This window comes from Arthrobacter sp. D1-29 (genome assembly GCF_054130585.1).
Map to the genome: position 1 here is coordinate 705216 of NZ_CP096383.1, position 15881 is coordinate 721096.

Sequence of the window (15881 nt, forward strand, 5' to 3'; positions counted from 1 at the left end):
AATCAAAGACATGCCAGAAGGAATCGCAGGCTCGGGCATCGAGCTTGGCATCACCCTCTATTCACTGACCTCCGAATTCGCCGCCGGGCTCTACACCCCGGAGACCCTGATCAAGGCCGTCGCCGATGAAGGCCTCGGCCCGGGCGTGGAGTTCAACATCGCCCAGATGCTGCGTACCTACCCGGATGTGGACGAGGATTTCGTCCGCCTGTGGCGGGACAGCATGGACCGCTACGGACTGACCCCCAGCGCAGTCGGCACCAACCTGGACATGGGCCGGCGCAAGGACCGCGACATGACGCCGGACGAGGAGTTCGACTTCTTCGCCAGGCAGCTCAAGACCGCCAACACGCTGGGCTTCAACAAGATCGTCATCCGGTCCGCGGGCAAGGAACTGCTCCGCCGGCTGCTTCCGCTGGCCGAGAAGTACGACCAGAAGCTCGGCTACGAGATCCACGCGCCCCAGGGACCGAACGATCCCAAGATTCTGCAGATCCGCGAGATGTATGAGGAGCTCGGCAGCGACCGGCTGGGCTTCACGGCAGACTTCAGTTCCACCATGCACAGCCTGTCGCCCACGCTGTTCCGAACCCTGACCCAGATGGGACTGCCCGAGGAGCACTTCGCCGTAATGCAGGACATCTGGCGCAAGCCCCTGCCCATGCAGGAGCGCAACCAGGAGTTCGAGGACTACCTGCGCGAAAACAACTTCGATCCCGCCCAGCTGGGCCCGTTCACCCGGCTGGCGTTCAACATGCACGGACTGGTCCCGCCGGAGGAATGGCTGGACATCATGCCCCAGATGTTCCACGTCCACGCAAAGTTCTACGACATCGACGAGAACGGCAACGAGCCCGCCATGGACATCCCGCGCATCGTGCGGCAGTTCGTGAAGGGCGGCTACACAGGATTCCTCTCCAGCGAATGGGAAGGCCACGCGTTCGCCGACCTGGGCGAATCGGACCCCATTGACCTGGTCAAGAAGCAGCACTCCCTGATGCGGCGTGCCATAGAAGAATCAGTCGTTCGAGCCTAGAGGAGAGACCTATGTCCACAACAGAAGCCTCCGCCGTCGAAAGCTCCACCGCCGAAACTGGCCTTGCCGCCGAGGTGAAGCGCCTGCGCGCAGAACTCGCCGAAGCCCTGTCGCTGGCCCACCGGGCCAACGACAGGGGTGACATCGAAAACCTGTTCAACCGCTACATGTACCTGCACAACGCCTTTGAAGATGAGCAGATCATCCCGCTGTGGGTGAAGCCGGGTACTCCCGGCATCCGGGCCAGGTACACCAATGCAGGCCAGTACACCGATTACGAAAGCGTCATCCGTTACCACCAGGGCCGCCCACGGCCCGAGGGAAAGCTGATCCTGCACTACACCACGACCCCGGTCATCGAGGTGGCCGCGGATGGCAACACGGCCAAGGGTGTCTGGATCATCACCGGCAACGAGTCCGGCCTGACGGACCCTGAGGTGGCCAAGGACAGCCCGGACTACATGTACTCGCCGGGCGAGGTCCAGGGCAAGAAGGTCTGGGCCCACTGGGTGTGGTGCAAGTATGCAGTGGACTTCCTGCGCCAGGACGGGGAATGGAAGATCTGGAAGTTCCGCTGCTACGAACTCCTGCGGGCACCGTTCGAGGAAAACTGGATCAGCTTCGCCGAGAAAAACCAGCACGCCTTCGCCCTGGACCTGATGTACTTCGGCGACGACGGCAAGCCGGTGTTTATGCCACCCGCCGATGAACCCGTGCCCCAGGAATACCACCCGTACAGTCCAACCGCGCGGCAAACGCTGGAACCCAAGCCGCCGGTACCCCACCAGACATTCGTTGAGACCTTTGAGTAAGGACTAATCATGGCAACCCATAACTCCCTGTTCCAGGACACCGACGTCCGCAGGCACCCCGAGGGCATTTCGGTTTCCGTGCAACTGCCCTGGTACCGCAGTCTCTGGCTCTCTGCTGTTGACGACGTCGCCGCCACCGTCAACGGCTTGGAGATCCCCAAGGAATCACTCCGCTTCGAACTGCAGGGCAAGTCCTACTCCATTGCTGAACTGCCGGAGCAGTGGGAAACCCTGTGGTTCGTCGCGGACAAGCCCGACGTGATCATCCCGCTGGACCGCATCCCTGACGCCGGCGAGGAAATCGACGTCGAAGTCATCCTCACCCTCCGCCTCCTGTACATGCAGATCGCGCCCATGCGCTATGTGGGCAACCGCGTCGCTGTTGAACGCAAGGTGGTGCTCGCATGAAAACCCTCCGCGTGGCCATGATCGGCTACGGCTTCATGGGGGCAGCGCACTCACAGGGCTGGCGCACCGCACCGCGGGTGTTCGACCTGCCGGCCGAGCCGGAAATGGCAGTCGTGGTCGGACGGAACCCCGAAGCGGTGGCCGCCGCCGCCCGCAAGTGGGGCTGGGCGGAGTCAGCCACAGACTGGCGCGAGGTGATCGCGCGGGACGATATCGACGTCGTCGACATTGTCACCCCCGGCGACTCCCACGCAGAGATCGCGATCGCGGCGCTGGAAGCGGGCAAGCACGTCCTGTGTGAAAAGCCGCTGGCCAACACCGTGGCCGAGGCCGAAGCCATGGCCGAAGCGGCCGAGCGGGCCGCAGCACAGGGAATCCGGGCCATGGTGGGTTTCACCTACCGCCGGGTTCCGGCTGTCACCTTCCTGCGCAACCTCATCGCCGAAGGTGCCGTGGGGACGATCAACCAGGTGCGTGCCTCCTACCGGCAGGACTGGCTGGTGGACCCGGAGATGCCGCTGGCCTGGCGGCTGCAGAAGGAGCACGCCGGTTCCGGCGCGCTGGGGGACATCGGCGCCCATGCCATCGACCTCGCCCAGTTCGTGACAGGGCTGAACCTGGAGAAGGTGTCCGGCGTCATCGACACCATCGTGAAGGAGCGACCCCTTCTTGATTCCGGTTCGGGCCTTTCCGGCACTGCCGGTGTTGGCAAAGGCCAGGTGACAGTGGACGACATCGCCATCTTCACCGGCCGCTTCGAATCCGGAGCCCTAGCTTCCTTTGAGGCCTCGCGCTTTGCCACCGGGCGGAAGAACGCGCTTCAGATCGAGGTCTCGGGCGACAAGGGCGCCCTGGCGTTCGATCTCGAGGACCTCAACAGCGTCCAGTTTTACGACCGCACCGTACCCGCGGACCGCCAGGGGTTCCGGAAGATCCTGGTCACCGAAGCGGAACATCCCTACGTTTCGGGATGGTGGCCGGCCGGCCACATGCTTGGCTACGAGCACGGGTTCTCGCACCAGGTCAAGGACCTCGTGGAGGGCATCGTGGGCGGCACCGACCCGCATCCAACGTTCGCTGACGGACTGAGGGTGCAGCGGGTGCTGGAGGCCGTCGAGCGCAGTTCCGACAATGATTCCGCCTGGATGCGCGTTGCCGCAGACGTCCCGGCGCAGGTCTCGTAGGAAGGGAAGTACATGGCACGACCAATAACGTTGTTCACCGGCCAGTGGGCCGACCTGCCGTTCGAGGAGGTGGCCCGGCTCGCTGGCGAGTGGGGCTACGACGGGCTCGAAATCGCGTGCTGGGGTGACCACCTGGATCCCTGGCGCTGGGACGACGACGCCTACGTCCAGGGCAAGCTGGACATCCTTGAACGCCATGGCCTCAAGGTATGGACCATCGCCAACCACCTCAAGGGCCAGGCCGTCTGTGACGACCCCATCGACGAGCGGCACCGCGGCATCCTGCCGGATGCCGTGTGGGGCGACGGTGATCCTGAGGGTGTCCGACGGCGGGCTGCCGAGGAAATGAAGAACACTGCGCGGCTCGCCGCGAAACTGGGCGTGAAGACAGTGACCGGGTTTACTGGTTCGTCCATCTGGAAGTACGTGGCGATGTTTCCGCCTGCCTCCGAAAAGATGGTCGACGCCGGGTACCAGGATTTTGCGGACCGGTGGAACCCCATCCTTGACGTCTTTGATGAGGTGGGCGTCCGGTTCGCGCACGAGGTGCACCCGTCCGAGATCGCCTACGACTACTGGACAACGCACCGCGCCTTGGAAGCGATCGGGCACCGCGAGGCCTTCGGGCTGAACTGGGATCCGAGCCACATGGTGTGGCAGGACATCGACCCCGTGGGGTTCCTCTGGGACTTCAAGGACCGGATCTACCACGTGCACTGCAAGGATACGAAGAAGCGCCTGTCCAACGGCCGCAACGGCCGGCTCTCCTCCCACCTGGCCTGGGCTGACCCGCGCCGAGGGTGGGACTTCATTTCCACCGGCCATGGAGACGTGCCGTGGGAGGATGCCTTCCGGATGCTGAATTCCATCAACTACCGCGGCCCGCTCTCCGTGGAGTGGGAGGACGCCGGCATGGACCGCCTGGAAGGTGCCCCGGAAGCGCTCGCGTTCGTGCGCAGGCTCTCCGGCTATGAACCTTCCGCCGCGGCTTTCGACGCCGCCTTCAGTACGAAATAGCGCCGCATAGCATCACAACACGCAGCTCACACCAGATGGCCGGTCCCGAAACCCGGGGCCGGCCATTCTGCTGTCTGAGCCTTCTGTTTGGTCAGACGGCAGCCCGCGTGACTGGCGCTGCCTGCGTAAAGGCCTCCTCCGCCAGGGCCAGGTGCCTCCGCGTCATCTCCGTGGGGTCGTCCTGCAGCCATTCGTGGCCGCCCCACTCGCTGGTGAGCGTCCCGGTGAAACCGTTCCTGCCCAGAAGGCCGCCGACGTCCCGCAGCGGCTGCGAAACCCGGCCGCCGTCGTCGTCCAGGTCCCAGAACTTCAGATGGAAGGCGCCGACCAGCGGGAGGATGCCTTGCAGGTCTGCGGCATCGCTCCGGCCAAAGCGGATGAGCAGGTTCATAAAGAGCGTATGGATATTCGGCGGAACCTGCCCGGACTGGAGCAAAGCCGTGACGGCGTCCAGGGTGGCGGGGTCCCGCCAGTCCTTCTCCAGGCGGCGGAGAAGTTCAGCGGACAGGCCTCCCCGCCGCAGTTCATTTAGATAGGTCACCGGGAGGGCAGGCATCAGCATGCTGATGTCCACGAGTACCCGCACATGGTCATCTGCAAGCCCGGCTATCGCCTCCAGGGCCGGTTCGACGGCAGGATTCCCGGGGGCCTGCTGCCCTTGGATCTCTTCATACAGCACGAGGTCGAGCTCGTGCAGCAGCGGCTGCACCAGCGTGAGCAGTTCGGTGCCGGCCTGGCCGATGGGCAGCCGAACCCCGCTGGCTCCCACCCGGTGCGCTGCCTGGATTTGGGGCACCAGGAAGTCCAGGCGCTGCTGCAGCGTGCGGCGGTCGGTTGGTGAGGTGAAATCGTCGAGGCTGGCACCGACGATACTGACACTTCCGCCCTTTGCGGCCAGGGAGTGCTTCAGTTCGTCCACCTCGGCGTCCTGTGGGGCCGGGAAGGACCGCCAGAGCAGTCCGGGTTCGAGCTCAATTGTCTGCACTACCGAATCCGCGATGCCAGCCACGATCTCGTGTGCGGTTCGGCGGGCGGCGGCGATCTCGGGGGTCCAGTTGAAGGAGCTGGCGCACAAGGTCCAGCCGTCGGGGATTGCGGGGGCCATTGGGTACCTTCCCATTTATGCCTGTTAATGACAAACTTATGTCACTTTCAGGATAAAGGATGAGAACCATGTTGCAAACTGCTTTGCGCGAAGATGCGCTGACAGCCACGCCGAAAGGCTTCGAACTTCGAATTGGCCTGCCGTGGATACGGTCCATGCCCCTGTCCAGCGTCCTTGAACTCATGGTGGAGATCGACGGCGTCCCGCTGGAGGCAAGCGAGTTGGCAGTGGTGCTGGATGCCCGGGATGTGCCGGCGGATTCGCTCCAGGGAGTGTCTGGCTGGTGGTTTGTCCAGGACAGGCTTGTGGTGTCCTGCCGCCGGAAACTTCAGGACGGCGTTCATGCCGTCGCCGTCGGCTTCCAACTGCTGGTGCCCTACCTCCAGGCGCGTCCAGGTACCCCGTTGGTCCTGCCGTTCCGGCTGGAGGCTGGGTTGGTACTTGACCACGCGCCGGTGCCCAGTGTCTCCCGGGATGTGGCCTGAGCAGGGGCAAGCCCGGTTCGCAGCGGAACCTATGCGGTGACGGCGACCCGTTCCGGTGACGGCCTGCCGTCCGCAAACCAGCGGGGGAAGGTGATATCAAACAGCTGTTCGCGGGCCAGTTCAGCTCCACCACGCAGTGGTTCGCGAGTGTCGTTGACGGACAGCGTGATGGTGAGGTCGCGGGTGGCGAGTGGCAGCGACAGTTCGTAAACGCGTTGGCGAACTTCGGCAAGGAAAACCTCACCGGCTGAACCCATGGCTCCACCGATAACGATCACCCCGGGATTGAACATGTTCACCAGTGCGGAGATGGTCTCGCCCGCCACGCGTGCCGATTTCTGGACCAGCGTGATGGCCAGCGGATCGCCGGCCTGCGCGGCGAGGGTGATGTCCTCCAGGCTCAGCGTTCCCTTCCTAGCCCGGGCGGTCAACGAACTGCTGGCGCCGTCCTTGATGGCTTCCTCGGCGTCCCTGACGAGAGCCCAACCGCCTGCTACCGCTTCCAGGCAGCCGATCTTGCCGCAGCGGCACTGGGCGTCGGAGTCCGATACACGGACGTGGCCGATGTCGCCGGCCGCGCCGTTGGCACCACGGTGGATCCTGCCCTGGGACAGCAGGCCGGCTCCAATTCCCGAACCGATCTTGCAGTAGATGAGGTCCGCAAGGGACTCGCGACGGCGGGCGCGCTCACCGAGGGCAAGCAGGTTGACGTCGTTATCCACCCAGACCGGCGCGTTGAAGCGCTCCTCAAACGGTGTGCGGACATCGAACCCGTTCCACCCCGGCATGATCGGAGGCGCCACTGGCTGTCCCGAAGCGAAGTCGACAGGTCCGGGAAGGCCAACGACGACGCCCCAAACCGGGACGTCGGGGTGCTTCTTGAGCATGTCGTCGACGAGGGCCGTCACCATGTCGAGGGTCTTTTCCGGGCCCTGGGCGATATCCCAGGGGCGGTGCGCATGGTCCAGGATGTCGCCGTCGAGCGCGGTGAAGCCGACGTGCACGTGGGCGGCCCCGAGGGCACAGATGATGATACGCCCCTGCTCGGCGCGAAAACGGAGGGTCCGCGGTGCACGTCCGCCGGACGACGCGCCGAACTCACCGTCCCCCAGGAACCCGATCTGAATGGCCTGGTCCACGCGCTGGCTGACAACGCCCCTGCCCAGGCCGGTAACCTTGCCGATTTCGGGGCGGGTGGTTGCCTCGCCTGTTCGCACGAGGTTGACGATCCTGAGGAGGCTCGTCACTTCATCCGTCTGGGCCGCAAAGCGGAGGGTGGACTCTGTCGTCATGGTTAACAATTCTCACACACAAGGACCTACTAAGGTGGCATTATTCCGGACTATAGCCAGAAGTTCCCTTACTTATGAATAATAGAAACATAAGAAGGGGGCAATGATGCCTTGGAACGTAGGAATACTGGGCGCTGGGCCGGGAGTGGCGGCACTGCACCTGCCAGTGCTGGGCAGGATGACGGAGCTGTTTACGGTGGTGCATCTGGCAGACGCCGGAAGCGGGCGGGCCAAGGCCCTGGCGGCGAGGCTTGGTGCCCGGTGGTCAGAAGGGGAGGTGGAACTGCTCCACGACCCCGACGTGGAGGTGGTGGCAGTCTGCAGCCCGCCAGCTGAGCATGCACGCCAGATCCTGGCGGCGGTCGCCGCCGGCAAGCGCGCAGTGTTCTGTGAGAAGCCGCTGGCCACCAGCAGGGAGGAAGCGGAAAACGTGATCTCGGCCTGCCGCGAGGCCGGCACCATCCTGCTCGTGGGAACCAACCACCTGTTTGATGGAGCATGGGGCCGCGCAAAGCATCACCTGGTCGCCCTCGAGGGCCGGGTGCAGGCGATCTCCGTGACACTCGCGCTCCCGCCGAATGACAGGTACCACCGGCTGGTGGCCGAGGGCGGCCCTTTCCAGGCTGTCCGGCGGGGACGCCCTGACCTCGGCAATCCCGCCATTGCCGCCGACGTCCTGAGGCAGCTGCTGAACGGCCTCGCAATCCACGATCTTCCTGCAGTGAGGGACATAGCACCGGGCATCGACGAAGTGGTGTACGCGCGGATCGCTCCGCCGATCGGCTATGTGGTGGGCTACCGGGCAGGCAACGTCCTGGTCCAGTTGGCACTCACCATGCTTCCGCAAGGGCCCGATGCCCTCTGGCAGATGAGCATCGCCACGTCCCACGACCGCATCGAGGTCAGCTTCCCGCCTGCCTTCGTGCATGCCGGAAGCGCTGCCACCCGTGTGCGAAGCGTTGATGGTCAATGGACCGAGTACCGGCGGGATCCCGAGGATGGTTATGTGGCCGAGTGGCGCCTGCTCGCCGCGCTGCTTGAAGACTCGGCGCCAGTGGAGTACGACGAACTGCTCGCCGACTCGCATTTTGCCATCGATCTCGCCGACGCTGCCGCCGCGAAGCTCCTCGAAGAGGTGGCTCAATGAGCCCGGTGGGAGGAGGCCGTGGCGTCCTGGCCGCGTTGCCTGCCTACCTGGCCGCTATTGCCGAGCTTCCCCTCAGCGCCGGATTGACGGATGAGGTCAGCGGCGCGGTGGCGGTAGTGCCGGGATCGGGCGATTGGTGGCAGGCGATGCTGGCAGCTCGCGCGGGGGGAGCCGCAGCGGTGGTGCTGGCCGACCCGGCGGTGCTTCCCCGGGATGCCGTAGTGTCCCACTGGTGGCCGGACGACATCCCGGTGATCGTCGAGCGCCCCCGCCTGCGGCCTGACGTCGTTGCCGATGCGGTGGCGGCAAGACGGGGCAGCTCGGCCCGCATCATCACGGTCGAGTGCGCTGCCCCCGCTGCAGGCCTTGATGCGGTTATTCGGGACGGATTTGGCTGGGCGCGGTCGATTGCCCGGGGGCCCCTCAGCCTCAAGACGGGCATCGCCACCTCGCACGGAAGGATGGCGCTCCTTGATTTTGACTCCCTGGGGAGTGGACCAATCCCTGCCACCCTGGTGGTGACGGCGGCCGGTGGCTTTGATGCCGGAGGCCTGCTCAAAATGCTGGTCCTCGGCGAAGTGAGAACGGAACTGACCGTTGACCAGGCCGCCGGCCTGACGCGACTGGAGACCTCAACGGAAGAAGGCGCTTTGAGGACGCCTGAACGGTATGAGTCGTCAGCCCGACTGGCGCTCCGGCGGGCCATTCAGGCCCGGTCAGAGGGTATTCAGGTGCCAGACCTGGGCGAGCTGCTTGAGGATATGGCCCTCACCTGGGCGTTGCTCGACTCATGATCAGCGATGGGTAGTCGTCGAATTCCGGCTTTCTTTTGTTGCTTTCAGACTAAAGTGAGGTATGATGAGTACTGGCGCCGGGGTTCCTGCCGAACCCGTTCTCCGTCGTGATGGTGCGACGGAGGCACAATACGTCGCGTCGACGGCCCGATCGTTCGGGTAGATCACTATGCCACTTTCGCCTTTGAGACTCCGTCTCCTTGTAATCTCCCTGCTCACGGTCTCCTTTCTCGGGGCGTTGGACCACACGGTGGTATCCACTTCACTGGCCACCATCGCCGGTGAGCTGGGCGCGCTGAAACTCATGAGCTGGGTTGTGGTGGGGTACACGCTCGCGAGCACAGTGCTGCTGCCGGTGCTTGGGAAGCTGGGTGATGTCCTGGGCGCCCGGCGGATCTTTATTGGTTCGCTGGTGGTGTTCCTTGCCGCGTCCCTGGCGTGCGGTTTCGCGACGGACATGGCGTGGCTCATTGCCGCCCGCGTCCTGCAGGGGATGAGCTCCGCCGGCCTGCAGCTGATGTCCCAGACCATCATTGCCCGCGTCACCACCCAGCGTGAACGTCCGCGCTACATGGCCATCATCGGCGCGGCTTTCCCCATTGCCATCCTGGTGGGCCCGGTTCTCGGCGGCGCCATCACTGATTACTGGGGCTGGCAGTGGGTCTTCTGGATCAATATCCCGGTGGGTGCAGCGGCCTTGGTGCTCGCGCTGATTGCTGTGCCGCACCTGGAGCCAGGGCCTGCGCCCCGCCACTTCGACGTTGCCGGGGCGGCGGTGTTCACTGCCTCGCTGGTGGCCCTCGTCCTCGCGGTCACCTGGGCTGCGGAACGCAGCGCTGGCCCTGCCACGGCTGCTGCGCTCGCGGTCAGTATCCTGGGGTTTGCGGCGTTCTTTTTTATCGAGCGCCGCGCGCCCGAGCCCATGGTGCCGCTCCACTTCTTTGCCAACCGGACCATTGGGGCGGGCACAGCGCTCTCGGCGATTATCGGCGTCGGGCTCTTCTCTATCACTGCGTACCTCCCCACATACTTCCAGATGGCCTACCAGACCACGGCCACCGTGTCCGGTCTCGTTCCGATCGCCACCGTGTTTGGCATGCTGATCAGCAACCTGCTCACCGGATGGCTGGCCAGCCGGACGGGCCGGTACCGGATCTTCCCGATCCTGGGGACTTCGCTGGGAGCCGCCGGGCTGTTCGCGATGGCCCTGCTGCCGGCCGGGCTTCCGCTGTGGGTGCCCATGGTGGTGATGGGCGTGGTGGGCATCGGCACCGGTGCGTTCATGAGCCTGATTGTCGCAGTGGTGCAGGGTGCCGTTCCGGCCAACCAGACCGGGACCATCACGGCCACCGTCAACCTGGTGCGCCAGGTGGGCTCAACAGTGGCGACGGCAATCATCGGCGGAGTCATCGGCTTCGGCGTGGCCGCCCTCCTGCCGGCGGGCCTTGACGCTTCAACCCTGACACCGCAGCTGGTCCACGGTGCTGCGCCGGCAGTCCAGGAAAGCGTGGCGCAGATCTACAGCTCGGTCTTCATCCCCATCTTCATCGCCCTGGCGGCCACCTATGCGGTGGGAATTGTCGCGGCTGTCCTGCTTCCGCAGGGCCGCCTTTCCGACGAACCCGTTCCCGCTGCCCCCTCAACTTCCGAATCGCTTTCGGCCTGATCCAAAGGAGACATTATGTCCAGCCCCACCATCGCCGTCGTCGGCAGCGGGCCCATCGGCTCAACCTACGCCCGGCTGCTCGTGCAGCGGGTCCCGAACGTCCGTGTGGTGATGTTCGAAGCCGGCCCGCAGCTCACCGAAGTTCCCGGTGAAAGCGTTCGGAACATCCCCGACCCGGCCGAAAAGGCCCGTGCCCGGGAAATGTCCCAGGGGCCGCAGGCCGGCGCGTACAGGGAATCGCTGGGCATCCCTGCCGGAACCGTCACCGAAGGCATGTTCACCGCACGCCAAGGCACCCATCTGCTGGACTTCGGCGGCACCGGTTCCGCGCATGCCGCGTCGTTCCCGGCAGCGGCTGCGGCCACCAACGTCGGCGGCCAGGGTGCTCACTGGACTTGCGCGACGCCGTCGCCCGCCTTTAGTGAGAAGATCCCGTTCATCGGGGACGACGAGTGGGACGGGCTGATTGAGGAGGCCAAGCAGCTGCTGCACGTCCACAGCGCCGCCTTCGCCGATTCCAAAGTCGGAGAAGCCATCCGGTCTCTCCTTGATGAGGAGTTCGGGGCGGAACTGCCGGAAGGCTACGGGGTAGGCACCCTTCCGGTTGCCGGGGATCCGCAGCCTGACGGGTCCGTGCGCTGGGCGGGTGCCGACGTCGTCCTGGGCCCGCTCATCGACAAGGAGAACCCGCTCTCCAAGCGGTTCGAACTCCGCGACCTCACCCTGGTGCGCCGGGTGGAACTGGACGGACACCGCGTTACCGGGGTCTCGGTCCAGGACCTCCGCACAGGCCAGGAAGCATTTGTTGCGGCTGACCTGGTGGTGGTTGCCGCCGATGCCTTCCGGTCGCCGCAGCTCCTCTGGGCATCGGGGGTGCGGCCCAAGGCCCTCGGCCACTACCTGACTGAGCACCCGGTGGTCATTTCAACGGTGGCGCTGGACGAAGAGAAGATGGGGCGCTACGCCACCGAGGAGGACCTCAAGGCCGAACTGGCCCGGCGCGCGCTCAATCCGGCGGATCCGGTGGCGGCGGTGAACCGCATCCCGTTCTCTGAGCCGGAGCACCCCTTCTCTGTCCAGGTGATGTATTCCGAGACAACGCCCTTCCCGATGGAGCCGGGAACGCCCCACTCACAAAACCGCTGGGGCTACGTCAACATGGGCTACGGCATGCGCAAGCACCCCCGCTACGAGGATGCGGTCACCTTCAACGACAACGAGCCCGACTACCGGGGATTCCCGAACATGACCATCGACTACGCGCTCACCGAACGGGAGAACGTGGAGATTGCCCAGGCAACCGAGCGGCTGCGCCGTGCCGGAAAGGCCCTTGGCGCCTTCGTCGCCGAACCCCGGCTCATGCCGAACGGCTCAAGCCTGCACTATCAGGGCACCATGCGGATGGGCGAGACCAACGATGGAACGTCGGTGGCTGATCCGTGGTCGCGCGTATGGGGCTACGAAAACCTGGTGGTGGGCGGAAATGCCCTGATTCCGACGGCGACGGCGATGAATCCCACCTTGATGAGCGTGGCGATCGCGGTGCGCGGCGCCCGAAAGGTTGCTGAAGAGCTTGGTTCGGGGAACGCCTGAGGAGCCCTTGGCCGGGCCACCGCGCTGAAGTGCCCCGTTACCCGTTTCGTTCGACGAAGAGGGCCGCCACGAGCTCGCCGCGGCTGGCGACGCAGACCTTAGCGAAGATGTGGCGCAGGTGTTCCTGGGCCGTGTAGGGCGAAATCCCGAGCCTGTGGGCTATCCGGTGAGTGCCATGGCCCCTCAGGATGAGTCCGGCTACCTGCTGCTCGCGGGGAGTCAGCCCATAGATCGCTGCGGTCAATGGCAGCAGGTGCTCACGGCTGGCCGGAGCAATAATGACGCTCACGGCGCCGGTCCCCAGCTCAGTCACGATCCCGTGCAACGCGGCCCATTGTCCGTTGATCAACCGAATACGCAGCATGGCTGGCGGACTTCCCCCAGCCAACGCGGCGAACGCAACCGCGTGGATGGGCAGCGGAAGATCGGCGTCGGGCCGGGGACCGCCGGGGAACAGTGCCAGCCACTCCCTTACCGAGGCGCTCACGGCGACCGGGCGGCCCACACGATCGAGGACCACCAGCCCTGGCGAGACGGGGGTCCGTGCCCCGGAAGTGGCATCCGTGAGCAGTCCGCGCCGGATGCCTTCGGCCAGGCATGGAGCAACCGACCGCATGAACTGCCGGTCTGACTCGTCGAAGGCTGCCATCGCACGCGACCGGTTGAGGCGTACGGTGGCCCAGACATGCCCGTCGGCGCCACGCAACGCCACCAGCATCTCTTGGGCGAGGTCGTGGCCGTGCATATAGTCGCGGTAGATCGGACTGAGCCAGGGGTTCCCGTCCGTGACCTCGGCAAGGGTCTGGACTCCGGTGGGGTTCTGCGCGACGTCGACCGACTTGTTGACGTCGTCATCGAGGTACTCCCAACGCATTTGCGCTGCGGTGTCCAGTTCGCAGTCGGGACCGTACACACCGCTGATCAGCAGCGATCGGGGGTCGAGGGCGTACCATGTCGGTATTGCGGCTGCACCGGCCTCCGAGGGCACCGCCCGGGCAACAAGCGGGCCGGCTGCGGCGCAGAACCCTTCGACGTGGAGACCGGCGTCGACCAGTTCGTCCAGGTCCCGCCGTACTCGATCCGCTGCTCGTAAGTTCATCGCTGCCGCCTCGCGTTCCTCCGAACCGTCAATAACAGACTCGTGGTATGGACGCCCCCCGTCAAGGCTCGCAGTATGGCTGGTATGGGTGAAACTATTGGTCATGGGGACCGGATTGCACGGGCGTTCGTGGCCGCTGTGGGGAGCGGTGACCCGACCCGCTGGGCGGCGATGTTTACCGACGACGCAACTTACAAAACGCCGGACTTTCCGAACCCGGTTCAGGGTCGGGACGCGCTGCGGGCGATGGCGATCACGTTCTTCACGGCGTTCCCCGACATGGAACTTATGGTGCGGTCAGTGATCGAGCAAGGCAACGTTGTGGTCCTGGAAGGCGCGACCAAGGGCAGTTTTACGGGGCCGTTGACGATGGCCGATGGAGAGGTCCCGCCGACCGGCAAGTCCTTCGAGGCACCTCTCGTCTCGGTGTTGGAGTTGTCCGATTCAGGGCTGATTACGGCATGCCGCGAGTATTACGACACCGCAGCCTTTGCCGCTCAGCTCGGCCTGACCGGCTGAAAATCGGCGGTTGAGGACGCCTGAAAATTCTTAAAAGTTTTTTCTGCCGGGGCGTAACCCTTTGGATGCCGCCGGCGATTACCTTTATGTAGCGCCGGGCTGGAACTTGTCCCCCATCATGTTCCAGCCCGGCTCTTACTGTCTCAGCATCCATCGAGGCAGGGATATTGGGGCGGTACTGGCTGCACCTGAGAAGGCAGCCAAGTTACTGCGGGGTAAAGTTAGCTGGGCAAGGGCATTCCGCGTCAGCGTCGGTGGCCCTAGACTGAGCAAGCAAAGTCCCCCCAGCGAAGGCCCTGCGTCCGTGAACGATGTGCTGACTGATGATGTTTTGCGGGACAATGCCCGTGATCCTGAGTTCTTCAGCCTTGTGTACCGGACATATGCGTCACAGGTCCAGGGCTACCTCGCAGCCCGCGGAGTCGAAGATCCGGAGGCGGTTATGCAGGAAGTCTTCCTCGCCGTCCTTCCCCGGCTGGCGACGGTTAGCGGCGGCATTTCCGGCTTGCGCACTTTCATCTTTTCAGTAGCCCACGCGCGAATGGTGGACGATCACCGCAGGCAAAGCCGCACCCCGCTAAAGCTTCCCTTCGAGGCGGATTTGGACCAGCGCGAGGAATCTTCCGCTGAGGCGCAGGCCCTGCAGCGGGTCTCCTCCCGGGAGGTCCTGGACCTCCTTCAGGCGCTGCCGGACGAGCAGCGCGAAGTGCTCACCCTCCGCCTCATCGGAGGCCTCACCGTCGACCAGGCGGCCGTGGTCATGGGCAAGAGCGCCGGAGCAGTCAAGCAACTCCAGCGGCGTGCTTTGAGCAATCTCCGCGAGCAGTCGGCAGTAAAGGAGTACGTGGCGCCATGACACCCAGCACAAGCCGTGTCATCAGGACCGTGGATGAGATGTTGCTCGACGCCGGGCAGGTGCACGCTGACGAGCTTCGCGCCGCACTACTCGCCCTGGGGTCCCTGGGAACGGTACCGGCGCCTGCACCCAATGCCGAACTTTCAGCCTTGCTGGCCGGACGGAATGATCAGCTTGCCCACCGCCGCAGGCTGCGACGGCGCCGGTCCGGAGTTGTGGGCCTGGCGGTTATTGCAGGTATGGGACTGGGCGTCACTGGTGTGGCCGCCGGTGTGCCGGGTGGAAGCCAGCAGGCCAGCATGTCCGTCCAGCACCTGCTGGAGGGCTGGACGCCCTCCTGGACCATCGCGGCAGGCGCACCTGGCGGAAACGGTGGACTGATGCCGGCTCCGGCAGACGCTTCAGGAACCTTCGAGCAGCCACTGCCCATCCGGGCAGAACAACGCGGAAAGCCTGCAGCGCCCGCGCCGGGACGCGCGGCGCCTGAAACGGGCTCACCGGCGGACGAACGGGCGCACACTCCGGCACGCAAGGCAACAGGCGACGGCGGTTCTGAAGCGGGCGGTGCTGCCGCCAACGGGAACGCTCCCGACGGCGGTGCTGCCGACGGCGGTGCTGCCGCTAACGGTGCTGCCGACGGCGGTGCTGCGGCCAGCAGCGACGCTGCGGCAAAAGGCGAAGATTCCACCAAAGGGCACGATGCCAAAGGTTCCGACGCCCAGGAAGCTGTGAATCCGGCCGCCCCGGCGACGGAGAAATCCCTCAACGGGAAAGCCAGCGCCGGGAAAGCCAGCGCCGGGAAACCGAGCGCCGGATCCGGGAAACCGAGCCCCGGGGCTGCCTGGCTGAAAAAGTTCCGGCGTTAGCC

General features: G+C 65.0%; 16 protein-coding genes. 13 read left to right on the plus strand and 3 right to left on the minus strand.

The features are described from left to right. The first annotated feature begins 10 nt into the window (after nucleotides 1–10). From M1E17_RS03370 to M1E17_RS03390, 5 genes are read left to right on the plus strand one after another with little or no spacing between them, the layout of a single operon-like run. Nucleotides 11–1036, plus strand: coding sequence for a sugar phosphate isomerase/epimerase family protein (locus M1E17_RS03370; protein WP_457965464.1), 1026 nt, complete (start codon nucleotides 11–13; stop codon nucleotides 1034–1036). An 11-nt stretch (nucleotides 1037–1047) separates the two neighbouring features. After that, the gene (locus M1E17_RS03375; RefSeq protein ID WP_457965465.1) at nucleotides 1048–1848 is read left to right on the plus strand and encodes a nuclear transport factor 2 family protein; all 801 of its coding nucleotides are present in this window, start codon (nucleotides 1048–1050) and stop codon (nucleotides 1846–1848) included. A gap of 9 nt (nucleotides 1849–1857) precedes the next feature. After that, nucleotides 1858–2256 carry a C-glycoside deglycosidase beta subunit domain-containing protein gene (locus tag M1E17_RS03380; protein ID WP_457965467.1) on the plus strand — a complete coding sequence of 133 codons (399 nt, stop codon included), beginning with the start codon at nucleotides 1858–1860 and terminating at the stop codon, nucleotides 2254–2256. After that, the gene (locus tag M1E17_RS03385; protein ID WP_457965469.1) at nucleotides 2253–3440 is read left to right on the plus strand and encodes a Gfo/Idh/MocA family protein; all 1188 of its coding nucleotides are present in this window, start codon (nucleotides 2253–2255) and stop codon (nucleotides 3438–3440) included. Before M1E17_RS03380 ends, M1E17_RS03385 begins: the two co-directional genes overlap by 4 nt. A 12-nt stretch (nucleotides 3441–3452) precedes the next feature. Next, nucleotides 3453–4457 (plus strand): sugar phosphate isomerase/epimerase family protein, encoded by a 1005-nt coding sequence (locus M1E17_RS03390; RefSeq protein ID WP_457965471.1) that lies wholly within the window; start codon nucleotides 3453–3455, stop codon nucleotides 4455–4457. Between the two features lie 91 nt (nucleotides 4458–4548). Here the strand turns inward: M1E17_RS03390 and M1E17_RS03395 are convergent, their stop codons facing one another. Further along, a complete protein-coding gene (locus tag M1E17_RS03395) occupies nucleotides 4549–5562 on the minus strand; it encodes a restriction endonuclease subunit R (RefSeq protein ID WP_457965473.1) in 1014 nt (337 codons plus the stop codon). Nucleotides 5563–5630: 68 nt separating this feature from the next. On the opposite strand from M1E17_RS03395, the gene M1E17_RS03400 reads away from it, so the two are divergent. Further along, complete coding sequence (locus tag M1E17_RS03400) at nucleotides 5631–6047, plus strand: C-glycoside deglycosidase beta subunit domain-containing protein (RefSeq protein ID WP_457965475.1); 417 nt, start codon at nucleotides 5631–5633, stop codon at nucleotides 6045–6047. Nucleotides 6048–6076: 29 nt separating this feature from the next. Here the strand turns inward: M1E17_RS03400 and M1E17_RS03405 are convergent, their stop codons facing one another. After that, nucleotides 6077–7339 (minus strand): ROK family protein, encoded by a 1263-nt coding sequence (locus M1E17_RS03405; protein WP_457965476.1) that lies wholly within the window; start codon nucleotides 7337–7339, stop codon nucleotides 6077–6079. 103 nt (nucleotides 7340–7442) lie between these two features. On the opposite strand from M1E17_RS03405, the gene M1E17_RS03410 reads away from it, so the two are divergent. From M1E17_RS03410 to M1E17_RS03425, 4 genes are all read left to right on the plus strand, one after another. Then, entirely contained in the window at nucleotides 7443–8486 is a 1044-nt protein-coding gene (locus tag M1E17_RS03410) for a Gfo/Idh/MocA family protein (protein WP_457965478.1), read from the plus strand. Beyond that, nucleotides 8483–9280, plus strand: a complete 798-nt coding sequence (locus tag M1E17_RS03415; RefSeq protein WP_457965479.1) for a hypothetical protein — start codon at nucleotides 8483–8485, stop codon at nucleotides 9278–9280. The genes M1E17_RS03410 and M1E17_RS03415 overlap by 4 nt, the downstream gene beginning before the upstream one ends. Before the next feature lie 250 nt (nucleotides 9281–9530). Beyond that, nucleotides 9531–10946: an MFS transporter gene (locus M1E17_RS03420; RefSeq protein ID WP_457965481.1), complete on the plus strand. Its 1416-nt coding sequence runs from the start codon at nucleotides 9531–9533 to the stop codon at nucleotides 10944–10946. 15 nt (nucleotides 10947–10961) lie between these two features. Next, a complete protein-coding gene (locus M1E17_RS03425; RefSeq protein ID WP_457965482.1) occupies nucleotides 10962–12539 on the plus strand; it encodes a GMC oxidoreductase in 1578 nt (525 codons plus the stop codon). Nucleotides 12540–12576: 37 nt separating this feature from the next. Here M1E17_RS03425 and M1E17_RS03430 read toward each other — a convergent pair whose 3' ends face one another. Further along, the gene (locus tag M1E17_RS03430; protein WP_457965484.1) at nucleotides 12577–13638 is read right to left on the minus strand and encodes a helix-turn-helix transcriptional regulator; all 1062 of its coding nucleotides are present in this window, start codon (nucleotides 13636–13638) and stop codon (nucleotides 12577–12579) included. An 84-nt stretch (nucleotides 13639–13722) separates the two neighbouring features. Here M1E17_RS03430 and M1E17_RS03435 point away from each other — a divergent pair, with 84 nt between their 5' ends. The 3 genes from M1E17_RS03435 (at nucleotide 13723) to M1E17_RS03445 (ending at nucleotide 15879) form a co-directional block, all read left to right on the plus strand. Further along, nucleotides 13723–14157 (plus strand): nuclear transport factor 2 family protein, encoded by a 435-nt coding sequence (locus M1E17_RS03435; RefSeq protein ID WP_457965485.1) that lies wholly within the window; start codon nucleotides 13723–13725, stop codon nucleotides 14155–14157. A 304-nt stretch (nucleotides 14158–14461) separates the two neighbouring features. After that, on the plus strand, nucleotides 14462–15013 hold the full coding sequence (locus tag M1E17_RS03440) for an RNA polymerase sigma factor (protein WP_457965486.1): 552 nt from the start codon (nucleotides 14462–14464) through the stop codon (nucleotides 15011–15013). Further along, a complete protein-coding gene (locus M1E17_RS03445) occupies nucleotides 15010–15879 on the plus strand; it encodes a hypothetical protein (RefSeq protein WP_457965488.1) in 870 nt (289 codons plus the stop codon). Before M1E17_RS03440 ends, M1E17_RS03445 begins: the two co-directional genes overlap by 4 nt. Nucleotides 15880–15881: the final 2 nt, after the last annotated feature.

What these genes read in the sequence shown, in the direction of transcription:
- M1E17_RS03370 (WP_457965464.1), top strand. Translation starts at nt 11, where the DNA reads ATGCCAGAAGGAATCGCAGGCTCGGGCATCGAGCTTGGCATCACCCTC.
- M1E17_RS03375 (WP_457965465.1), top strand. Translation starts at nt 1,048, where the DNA reads ATGTCCACAACAGAAGCCTCCGCCGTCGAAAGCTCCACCGCCGAAACT.
- M1E17_RS03380 (WP_457965467.1), top strand. Translation starts at nt 1,858, where the DNA reads ATGGCAACCCATAACTCCCTGTTCCAGGACACCGACGTCCGCAGGCAC.
- M1E17_RS03385 (WP_457965469.1), top strand. Translation starts at nt 2,253, where the DNA reads ATGAAAACCCTCCGCGTGGCCATGATCGGCTACGGCTTCATGGGGGCA.
- M1E17_RS03390 (WP_457965471.1), top strand. Translation starts at nt 3,453, where the DNA reads ATGGCACGACCAATAACGTTGTTCACCGGCCAGTGGGCCGACCTGCCG.
- M1E17_RS03395 (WP_457965473.1), bottom strand. Translation starts at nt 5,562, where the DNA reads ATGGCCCCCGCAATCCCCGACGGCTGGACCTTGTGCGCCAGCTCCTTC.
- M1E17_RS03400 (WP_457965475.1), top strand. Translation starts at nt 5,631, where the DNA reads ATGTTGCAAACTGCTTTGCGCGAAGATGCGCTGACAGCCACGCCGAAA.
- M1E17_RS03405 (WP_457965476.1), bottom strand. Translation starts at nt 7,339, where the DNA reads ATGACGACAGAGTCCACCCTCCGCTTTGCGGCCCAGACGGATGAAGTG.
- M1E17_RS03410 (WP_457965478.1), top strand. Translation starts at nt 7,443, where the DNA reads ATGATGCCTTGGAACGTAGGAATACTGGGCGCTGGGCCGGGAGTGGCG.
- M1E17_RS03415 (WP_457965479.1), top strand. Translation starts at nt 8,483, where the DNA reads ATGAGCCCGGTGGGAGGAGGCCGTGGCGTCCTGGCCGCGTTGCCTGCC.
- M1E17_RS03425 (WP_457965482.1), top strand. Translation starts at nt 10,962, where the DNA reads ATGTCCAGCCCCACCATCGCCGTCGTCGGCAGCGGGCCCATCGGCTCA.
- M1E17_RS03430 (WP_457965484.1), bottom strand. Translation starts at nt 13,638, where the DNA reads ATGAACTTACGAGCAGCGGATCGAGTACGGCGGGACCTGGACGAACTG.
- M1E17_RS03435 (WP_457965485.1), top strand. Translation starts at nt 13,723, where the DNA reads ATGGGTGAAACTATTGGTCATGGGGACCGGATTGCACGGGCGTTCGTG.
- M1E17_RS03445 (WP_457965488.1), top strand. Translation starts at nt 15,010, where the DNA reads ATGACACCCAGCACAAGCCGTGTCATCAGGACCGTGGATGAGATGTTG.